Origin of the sequence: Mesorhizobium sp. M1E.F.Ca.ET.063.01.1.1, from assembly GCF_003998155.1 — a bacterium.
Taxonomy (GTDB): domain Bacteria; phylum Pseudomonadota; class Alphaproteobacteria; order Rhizobiales; family Rhizobiaceae; genus Mesorhizobium.
This window is the reverse complement of record NZ_RZSC01000166.1, coordinates 1-9,819: the sequence shown is the minus strand read 5'-3', so window position 1 is coordinate 9,819 and position 9,819 is coordinate 1. Positions and strand designations below refer to the sequence as shown.

General features: G+C 64.8%; 9 protein-coding genes. 1 reads left to right on the top strand and 8 read right to left on the bottom strand.

Going from position 1 to position 9,819, the window contains the following annotated elements; all coding sequences use genetic code 11:
- The 4 genes from EOA29_RS14400 to EOA29_RS14385 all read right to left on the bottom strand — a co-directional run.
- A partial coding sequence (locus EOA29_RS14400) for an SDR family NAD(P)-dependent oxidoreductase (RefSeq protein WP_127221062.1) occupies positions 1-278 on the bottom strand: 278 nt, incomplete at its 3' end.
- A 107-nt stretch (positions 279-385) separates the two neighbouring features.
- Complete coding sequence (locus EOA29_RS14395) at positions 386-1,894, bottom strand: sugar ABC transporter ATP-binding protein (RefSeq protein WP_126095363.1); 1,509 nt, start codon at positions 1,892-1,894, stop codon at positions 386-388.
- 29 nt (positions 1,895-1,923) lie between these two features.
- Entirely contained in the window at positions 1,924-2,862 is a 939-nt protein-coding gene (locus tag EOA29_RS14390) for a sugar ABC transporter substrate-binding protein (RefSeq protein WP_126095362.1), read from the bottom strand.
- Between the two features lie 115 nt (positions 2,863-2,977).
- The gene (locus EOA29_RS14385; RefSeq protein ID WP_245464980.1) at positions 2,978-3,895 is read right to left on the bottom strand and encodes an ABC transporter permease; all 918 of its coding nucleotides are present in this window, start codon (positions 3,893-3,895) and stop codon (positions 2,978-2,980) included.
- 309 nt (positions 3,896-4,204) lie between these two features.
- On the opposite strand from EOA29_RS14385, the gene EOA29_RS14380 reads away from it, so the two are divergent.
- Positions 4,205-5,167: a sugar-binding transcriptional regulator gene (locus EOA29_RS14380; protein WP_126095360.1), complete on the top strand. Its 963-nt coding sequence runs from the start codon at positions 4,205-4,207 to the stop codon at positions 5,165-5,167.
- A gap of 11 nt (positions 5,168-5,178) precedes the next feature.
- On the opposite strand, the gene EOA29_RS14375 is transcribed toward EOA29_RS14380, so the two are convergent.
- The 4 genes from EOA29_RS14375 to EOA29_RS14360 all read right to left on the bottom strand — a co-directional run.
- On the bottom strand, positions 5,179-5,766 hold the full coding sequence (locus EOA29_RS14375) for a hypothetical protein (RefSeq protein ID WP_126095359.1): 588 nt from the start codon (positions 5,764-5,766) through the stop codon (positions 5,179-5,181).
- Between the two features lie 68 nt (positions 5,767-5,834).
- Complete coding sequence (locus EOA29_RS14370; RefSeq protein ID WP_126095358.1) at positions 5,835-7,319, bottom strand: FGGY family carbohydrate kinase; 1,485 nt, start codon at positions 7,317-7,319, stop codon at positions 5,835-5,837.
- A 123-nt stretch (positions 7,320-7,442) separates the two neighbouring features.
- Positions 7,443-8,765 carry a homoserine dehydrogenase gene (locus EOA29_RS14365; RefSeq protein ID WP_126095357.1) on the bottom strand — a complete coding sequence of 441 codons (1,323 nt, stop codon included), beginning with the start codon at positions 8,763-8,765 and terminating at the stop codon, positions 7,443-7,445.
- Positions 8,766-9,076: 311 nt separating this feature from the next.
- Positions 9,077-9,819: DUF427 domain-containing protein (locus EOA29_RS14360; RefSeq protein WP_127221061.1), on the bottom strand; the 743-nt coding region annotated here is incomplete at its 5' end.

The following is a 9,819-nucleotide window of genomic DNA, read 5'->3' as shown; positions in this document are numbered from 1 at the left end:
TTGTTGACGGCAATCGTCAGCGCGCCGAGTTTCTTCTCGATACGTTCCACCGCCGCCGCAAGGTCGCTTTCGGATGTCACCGTGCCGGTCAGCACCAGCGCCTTGCGGCCGAGCGCCTTGATCTTGCCGGCCGTCTCTTCAAGCCCGCCTTTCGAGCTGTGGCCGAAGCAGGCGACATCGGCGCCGGCCTCCGCAAGCCCGATGGCGATCGCCTGACCGATGCCGCTGCCGGCGCCTGTCACCAATGCCACGTCGCCGTGAAGATCGAACAGTTTCATCTCTCTCCCTCTTCCTGAAAGAAGGGGCGCCAGTCCTGCTGGCGCCCCGCGCGGTCCGGTGCCTGGGAGGGTATCACCTGCTGCGCTTTGTTCCCATCCGCCGTGCCTCAGCTCGTGGCGAGCTCCATCACGGCGACATTGCTTGCCTCGTCGCGATCGAGGATGCCGCGCTGGCGGCCGCGGCTCAGCACCAGCACGCGATGCGAGAGCCCCAGCACTTCCTCGAGGTCCGAGCTCACCACCACCACCGCCATGCCCGAGCGGGCGAGGTCGGCGATGACGTCGTAGATCGCCGCGCGGGCTCCGACATCGATGCCGCGCGTCGGCTCGTCGAGGATGAACACCTTGGGCGGCCGCGACACCCATTTGGCGATGATCACCTTCTGCTGGTTGCCGCCGGAAAGTTTTGAGACCGCCTGGTTCGGCCGTCCCTTGACGCCGAGCCTCGAAATGCCGGCCTCGGCGAATCTCTGCACCGCTTTCGGAAACACCCAGCCGTTCGGCGCGACATGATCGAAATTGCCGATGGCGAGGTTCTCGCCGATCGTCTGCTCCAGCACCACGCCCTGTTCCTTGCGGTCCTCCGGCACCAGCACGACGCCGGCCCTGATCGCCGCGGCGGGGCCGCTGAGGCCGATCGGCTGGCCCGCGACGCGCACCGAGCCTGACGAGATCGGGTCGGCGCCGGCGATCGCCCGCACCAGCTCCGTGCGTCCGGCGCCGATCAGCCCGGCGATGCCGAGGATTTCACCCGATTTCACCGAGAAGGAAACGTTGTTGAAGCTGCGCTCCGGAGAGGACAGGTTCTCGACTTCGAGCAGCGTCTTGTCGCCGGGCGGCGAGAGCTTCGGGAACATGCGCTCGACGCTGCGCCCGACCATCTGTTCCACCACGGTGCGCACCGGGATATTGGCGCGCTCGTGCCGCGCGACGATGCGGCCGTCGCGCATCACCACCACGCGGTCGGCGATCTGCGCGATCTCGTCGAGGCGGTGGCTGATATAGATGAAGGACATGCCTTCGGTCTTGAGCTTGCGGATCTGCTGGAAGAGCAGTTCCGTCTCCTCGCCGCCGAGCGCCGCAGTCGGCTCGTCGAGGATCAAAAGCTCCGCGTTCAGCGTCAGCGCCTTGGCGATCTCGACCTGCTGCTGGGCGGCGACGCGCAGTGTGCGCACCTTGCGTTCGGGCGAGACATCGAGGCCGAGGCGCTTCAACTGCGCCGAGGCCTTGGCGTTCATGGTCGCGCGGTCGATGCGGCCGCCGCGCATCGGCAGGCGCCCGACATAGACGTTCTCCGCCACCGACAAGTCCGGCAGCAGCTTCAGTTCCTGATGGATCATGCCGACCCCGGCCTCGATGGCCGCGGCGGGATTGGCGGGGGAGTATGGCTTCCCCCGCCAGATGATGGTGCCAGCATCGGGCTTCGTCGAACCGGCGATGATGTTGGACACCGTCGACTTGCCGGCGCCGTTCTCGCCGAGCAGCGCCACGACTTCTCCCGGCCGCACCTCGAAGCTCGCATCGGCCAGGACCTGCACCGGTCCGTAGCTTTTGCTCAGCCCGTTGACGAAGAGTCCGTTATGCGGGCCTTCGCTTTGGCGAAGTTCAGTGGACATCGTGGCGCTCTCTTGAAGGTGCCGGCTCTTTAGGGATGCTTTTCGATGAACTGCGCGACATTGTCCTTGGTGGTCAGCGTCGCATCCTGCAACTGATCGGCGGCAAGCTTCTCGCCGGCCACGATCTTGATCGCCGAGTCGACGGCGAGCCGGCCCATGCCTTGCGTCTGCTGCGTCGCGGTGACGTCGAACACGCCGTCCTTCAGTGCTTTCAAGGCCGCCACGTCGCCGTCGAAGCCGGCGATCCAGACCTTGTGATCCGGATTGGCGACCTTGACCGCCTGCGCGGCACCCAGCGCCAGCGCGTCGGCCTGACCGAAGATGACCGAGACATTGGGATGGGCCTGCAGCAGGTCCTGCGCCAGCTTGAAGCCCTCGTCCTGGTGCCACTGGTCGCTCCAGAGCTCGCCGACCACCTTGATGTCCGGATAAGCCTTCAGCGCCTCACCGCAGCCCTTGGAACGGTCGACTTCCGGCGTCGTGCCCTTCTGGCCATGGATGATGACCATCTCGCCCTTGCCGCCGGCCTGCTTGGCGATGTAGTCGCACACGCCCTTGGCGGAGTTGACGCTGTCGGTGGCGATGAAGGTGTCGCCGGGCGCGCCGTCGGCGTTGCGGTCGACATTGACCACAGGGATGCCGGCGGCCTTGGCGGTCTTGGTCGGTACGGTCGCGGCGGTGGCGCCGGCCGGGATGTAGATCAGCGCGTCGATGTTCTGCGTGACGAGGTCCTGCACCTGGCTGACCTGCGTTGCCGAGTCGCCCTTGGCGTCGACGGTGATGACCTCGATACCCTTCTCCTTGGCGTAGGCTTCGACAGACTGCTTGATCTGGTTGAAGAAGTCCGCCTGCAGGTTGGCGACGGCCAGCCCGAGCTTCTTGGCGTCCTTGGCCGAGGCGGCGTCGGACAGGCCGAGCAGCGGGACGATGGCCGCGGCCGCAAGCAGCAGTGAACGTTTGGTCAGCATGTTTTTCCTCCGTTGGTGTTCAATTCCGTCCCGCCTGCGCATCGCGGCGCCCCCGGCCGGACAGTCCCAGTCTCGGATCGACCGATCCGTTCCGCCCGGACATCCGGGCGAATTCTCATTGCCTGCGGCGCCGCCACGTGTCGGTGGCGACCGCCAGCGCGATCACCACGCCGATCACCACCTGCTGGACGAAGGGCGAGACGCCGAGCAGGTTGAGCCCGTTGCGCAGCACGCCGATAATCAGCACGCCGATAGCCGTGCCGCCGATCGAGCCGATGCCGCCCGAAAGGCTGGCGCCGCCAATGACCACCGCGGCGATCGTGTCGAGCTCGTAGCCGACGCCCGAGCTCGGCTGCACGGAATCGAGCCGTGCCGCGAGCACGATGCCGGCGAGCCCGGCAAGCAGGCCGCAGACGGCATAGACCCAGTTTGTCAGCGACTTCACCGGAATGCCGGAAAGACGGGCGACCTCGGCGCTGCCGCCGATCGCATAAAGGTTGCGGCCCGTGGCGCGATAGTTGAGGAAGATGGCGAAGATGATCGCCAGCACGATCATCAGCCCGACGGTGACCGACAGGAAGCCGAAATGGCGGACGATCGACAGGTTGGTGAACCAATCGGGAAAGCCGACGATCTGCGAGCCGTCGGTGATCATGTTGGCGAGACCGCGCGCCACCGACATCATGGCGAGCGTCGCGATGAAGGGCGGCAGCTTGGTCACTGTCACCAGCAGGCCGGAGACCAGGCCGCAGAGGCCGGCCACGACCAACGCCGCGGCAATGCCCACCGGAACGCCCAGGTTGAGGTAGTCGGGATAGGCGACATAGCCCATCACCATCGAGGCAAGCGCCAGCACCGAGCCGACCGAAAGGTCGATGCCGCCGATCAGGATGACCAGCGTCATGCCGATCGCCATGATGCCGAGCACGGTGACCTGGTCGAGCACGTTGAGGATGTTGCGAAAGGTCAGGAAGGTATCGGTGGTCAGCGCCAGCGCCAGGCACAAGAGCGCCAGCCCGATCAAAGGTCCCATCGTCCCGGCAAACAGCGCCGAAAGCTTCGCGACCGACGCGGCCTGCGCGGCGCCGGTGCCAGCCTTCAACTCGCTCGTCTCGTTGCTCACGGCCACTTCGTCTCCTCCGTCAGCGGACCGGCGATGGCGCGCCGGCCGCTCTTGTTCACCAGGCACCTCCCTTGTGAACAATTTATCTTTGATATGCAATTTTGTTCAGCTAAAACGTTCATCAGAAAATTGTCAAGTGCCGTGCATGCATTCGGCGATGGTTTGCGCGAACCGACGGTTTGCCATAGGGAAAGTCCAGCGCACCCGGGAGGCACAAGGATGGCGGTGATCGAGAACGAGAGGGCTTCGCGCTTTCCGGATGCCGAGCTCAAGGCCCGCGCTGCCTGGCACTATTATGTCGAAGGCCTGACGCAGGAGCGGATCTCGGAGATCCTCGGCGTCGGCCGCATCAAGGTGCATCGCATTCTGTCGGCCGCGCGTGAGGAGGGCGTGGTCCAATTCCGCATCCGCGACAGCGTCGTCGAATGCGTGCAACTGGAGGAGGGCCTGAAGCAGCGCTTCGGCCTCAGCCAGGCCGTGGTCGTGCCGTCGGCCGCCGACCGCAGCAACACGCCGCTGCTGATCGGTCACGCCGCCGCCGCCTATCTCGCCGACAACGTCAATCCCGGCGATGTGATCGCGCTCGGCTGGGGACGTACATTGAAATTCGCCATCAACGAACTGCCCAGGCGGCCGATCGCCAGGACCACAGTGGTCTCGATGCTCGGCGGCCTCACCCATGCGCAGCCGCTCAACCCGACCGAGAGCGCCTGGGAGTTCGCCGAGAAGATCGGCGCCGAATGCTATCTGCTGCCCGTGCCGGTCTATGCCGACAGGCCGGAGCAGCGCGATGCCTTCATGAGCCAGCGCAGCGTCCAGGACGTGGTCTACAGGGCGCGGCGCGCCAACATCGCGGTGCTCAGCGTCGGCTCCTTCTCCAACGACAGCCCGATCGCCAACTACGGCTTCATCAAGCCGAGCGAGCTGGAGGAACTGCAGGCGGCCGGCGCGGTCGGCGATATCCTGTGCCATTTCATTGATGCCGAGGGCCGCACGGTCGACCATGAAGTCAATCGCCGCGTCTGCGCCTATCCGCTCCAGGACCTGTCCGACATCCCTACCACCATCCTGGTGTCTGGCGGACAGGAGAAGATCGCCGTCATGCGCGCGGCGCTCGCCAACGCGAGAGTTTCCGTGCTGATCACCGACGAGGACGCGGCCAAGGGGCTGCTCAGTCGTTGAAATTCACTGGATCAGAAGCTGCAGATCTTGGGTCGCTTCTCGTAGGACCAGTTCTTCAGCGGCACCGGCTTGAACCTACCCTTGACCGGCTTGCCGGCTTCCAGGTCTCTGGAAGCCGTGGCCTTGCCGGTGAGGTAGTTGATGTCGCAATCACCGATCGTCGTCTCGACGGTTCCGTCTGATTTCTGGATGCCCCAGTCCCAATAGCGGCTGTAGCCGCCGACCAGGAACTTGCCCTGGCGATGGACGATGGTCAGTGTGTCTTCCGTCGATTTGCTGGCGCCGCAACCGAAGCAGGAGGTGATCGCCAGCGATCCCTTGCCCTTGCTTTCGAGATCGAGGATCCGGTCCTCGGTCAGCGCCTTCCGCACGAAATCGGGTTTTCGCGAGGGATCTAGCTTCTCCCCGGCCGTCGCCAGATAGATGTAGAGGTCGGCCGGGCCGTCGTCCTGCACTACCACGGCACGGTCCATCGTGCCGTCCTGGTCGATGTCGAGCGTGAGCTCGAATGCCGGCCTGTCGCCGGCAAGCGCCGGCGCCGGCATTGCCGCCAGGGTGGCAATCAAGGGCAAGGCAGCATGATGAAAAACTGTCTTCATGAGCAATTATCCGCAGCGCCAGGCAACTTAGCATCGGCCGGAGCGCACGCATATGGCGTTGATCACATTCAGGCCGAGCCTAGTCGCGCGTGGATGTCGCGTGTCGCGTGATAAAGGTCGCGGTAGATTTCCTTGCGGGCGCGATAGGTCGGTACCAGCGCCTCGATGGGAACGATCTGCCTTGCCGGTTCCGCAGCCATCGCTTTTGCCGCGTCCTCCGGCGAAGCGAACCAGCCGATTGCCGAGGCCGCGAGCATGGCTGCGCCAAGCGCGGCCGCCTCGTTGACCGGCGAGACGAAGAGCGGCCGCTCGAGCACGCTCGCCATGATCTGCATCAGCAGCGTCGAATTGGTGCCGCCGCCGGCCGCGATCATCGCGCCGGCCTTGCCGGTCTGCTCCTCCATCGCGTCGGTGGCGATCGCCTGTTCCAGCGCGATGCCTTCCAGCACTGCGCGGAAGAGATGCTTTGGTTCGTGATCGAGCGACAGGCCGACGATGGCGCCGCGCGCCGCGCCGTCCCAGTATGGGCTCATGACGCCGGCCCAATAAGGCATGACGAGCAGGCCGTCGCTGCCGGAGGCAACAGTCATCGCCCCCTTTTCGAGCACGGCGGCCGAAGGCGAGCCGGTGGTGCGCACGATCCAGTCGACCAGCTGCATGCCGGAGCGCAGCACGGTTTCCAGCATGAAGCCGGAGCCGGTCGGCGAGACCAGCGTGCGGAATGCATCCGATGTCGTGACCGTGCCGGAATAGTTTCCGCTGACGACGCCCGAGCCCAACGAGAGATAGCTCTTGCCGGGACCGTAGACGCCCATGCCGAGGCCCATCGCCTGGCCGTCGCCGGATCCGGCCACGACCGGCGTGCCGGCCTTCAGGCCTGTCGTCGCCGCGATGTGTTCCGACAGCGTGCCACAAATTTCGCCGGGGGCTGTGAGCTTCGGCAGTTGCTCCGTCCGCAAGCCTGCCGCCTCGACAAGCCGCGGATGCCATGCACCATGCGCTATGTCGAGCAGGCCGAGCGGATCGGCGCTCGCCGTGCTGGTGACGAGGCGCCCCGTGAGCCGGTGGACGAAGAAGGCATGCACGTCGACCAGCGCTGCCGCATCGGCGAGCGCCTGCGGCTTATGCTCCATCAGCCAGGCCAAGGCGTAGAGCGCCGGCGTCGGGTCCGGCGGCTTGCCGCTCCAGTCGCGGATCGCCTCGCGGCCAAGTTCTTCTGAAAGCCGCGCCACCTGGAGGCGGGCGCGCTCGTCCAGCCACAGGATGGCGGGGATGAGCGGCTTGCCGTTCCGGTCGATCAGCGTGAAGCTCTCGCGCTGGTGGGCTATTGCGATCGCCTTGACGCGAGGCGCATCGATCTTGTCGGCAACCTGTCTCAGCGCCGACAGCAGCGCCGTCCACCAATGCTCGGCGTCCTGCTCGAAATGGCCCGGCGCCGGATTGGACAGCGGATAGGTTTCGCGTGCCTGGAAGAGTTCCGTGCCGTCCCGCGCGAAAGCGATCGCCTTCACGGCCGTCGTCGAGGCGTCGATCCCGATTACGACATCGTCCATCAGCCGAGGATCCGCAAGGTTAATGCATGTCGCGCAAAAGTATGCAGCGGTTTTGCGAAAACGGCATGCATGAAAACAAAGACCTAAAGCGCGTCGCCTGGATCCGTTTCAGCGCGACGCGCTTTAGGCCGCGTTGGTAACGAACCGCCCGTCCGACTGGTCGAGACGACGGCGGATCTGGGTTATCACCATCGAATCGTCGGGTACACAATTTTCATAGGTCAGGAAGTCGCCGGCTTTGATCGGCTTCACCACCTTGGCGCGTTCTGCAAGCCCGATCGGCAACACGCCCTTGGCGCGCGCGTCTTCCCAGGTCATGGCGAAGCCGCGATAGTCGTTCTCGCCGATCATGCCCAGCGACTGTCCGGTTCCGAGATTGGTCTTGGCGACCGCCACCGCTTCGGCCACCGGATGGTCGAGCGGCTCCATGTCGGCGCGCTTGTAGACCACGGCGCGCGCCGCCGACAGCGGTACTTCGAGGCTGGTGAGGTGATAGGGGCGGAAGATCGTGAAATAGGGGCCCTTGCCGACCTTGAGGTCGATCATGCGCTCCAGCACGCGAGGGTGCTTCGTCTCGATGATGCAGAACACGCCGGGCGCGACGCCCTTGCCGATCGAATAGTCGACCGCGCCCTTGCGGTGCAGCACGCCGCCGTCCTCGCGCGGGCAGAGCACGCTGGCCAGTTCCTCCAGCGTCGCCGTCGGGCCATGCATGCCGGGCACGTCGGGCACCAGGCCGGTGGCGTTGGCGATCGCCACCATCTCGATCGCCGTCTTCGAGCCGTCGACGAACTCGACCAGCATGCGAGCATTCATGTTGCGCTCGGCCGCTTCCTTCTCGTAGTCGGCGGGCACCGCGTCGATGTTGAGCGGATTGTTCTTGCCCTTGCCGGCGGCGACTATTGTGAAGCCGAGGCTTTTGGCGAAGCCGATGATCTCCAGCGTGCAGGCGGGCTCGTCGCCGGCCGCACCGGTGTAGACGACGCCGGCCTTGCGCGCCTCTTCCTTGAGGAAACGGCCGATGGTGATGTCGGCCTCGACATTGAGCATGACGATATGCTTGCCGTTCTTCATCACTTCGAGCGCGAACAGCGTGCCGATATTGGGATTGCCGGTGGCATCGATGATGACGTCGATGCGGCCGGCGGCGGCGAGCGCATGAAGGTCCTCGGTGACTGCGATCTTGCCGGCCTCGATGGCGCGGTCGATGGCCGCGGCATTGGGCGCCTGCACGATGTCGGAACGGTCATGGCCGGCAAGAAGCGCCGCATCGATTGCCGCCTGCGGCCTGACTTCGGAAATAGCGCCGATGCGCATGCCCGGCATGAGTGCTACCTGGACGACGATATCCGTTCCCATCTGCCCGGCGCCGGCCAGACCGATGGTGATCGGCCCTTGTTTCTCAGCGCGCTGCAGGAGTTCCGCTGCGAATTGCGGATGGGACATGTCGCTTCCTCCACTCATTGGCGCGCCGCCGCGCCGCGATCACCGGTTGAACATTCCTATTTCTATTTGAAAAATATTTCAACCGGCATTTTCGGCGGTTGCTACGGGATTTCGAGTGAGATGGAGTGCGCTGGCGGCGGCCACAGCAAGCAATCAACCACCGAGGCGTGCAAGATCGAGGCGGTAAAGTTTTTACGCTGGCGGAACAGCACCCCCCTCTGTCCTACCGGACAGAGGGGGGTGCTGTGAAGGAACGCCACGAAGACGGTTTTCATTTTGCGCCCTCGCGTTCCTAGCCCAATGGGGACCGCTCAGAAATACCCGTCGGATGCCGCCGTCGCTTCCTTTGGAATCTCCACGCCGTCGACCAGTATCCTGTCGACCAGCTCGTGATGAAAACACACCAGCCCCTTGATGCGCTCGGCCTCATGCACGGGTTCGGGATAATACCAGACCAGGTTCTCGTGCCGCTTCTTAGGTGTGGTCACATGGTAGTAGTTGGAGATGCCCTTGTAGGGGCAGCGCGAGATGTAGCGGCTGGGCGTAAACATATCGAGCCGCGTGTCCGAAATCGGCAGATAGTGGCGCACCGGATGACCGGTCTCGAAAAGGAAAACGCCGCGCCGTGAATCGGCGACTTGCTCGCCGTCGAGGATCACCTGCACGCGCCGCGACGAAGGCAGGCAGTCGACGCGCCGGAACGGATCGCGGGCATGGACGAAGATCTCCTCGTCCTCCTCCCACCAATGCGTCATCTTCGGCCAGTAGAAGGATATGTAGTCCGCGATCGGCGGGCATCCCTTGACGGGGTCGAGATAGCGCCAGGCGCCATCCTCGACCAGCGTGATGCCGGTGTTCAGCGAATAATGCGTGGCCACGCCCTTGAACGGGTCTTCCGTCGTCGTCCGGCTCGGCAGCAGGAACTCCTCGCGCACGTCGCTCATCGGGAAGTAATAGACCGGCAGATGGTCGCTCTCGTAGAACACCAGCGCCTTGGTGGTGTCGGCGACGATCATCGGCCCGACCTGCACGCGCAGCCGCTTGGGCGAGGGCA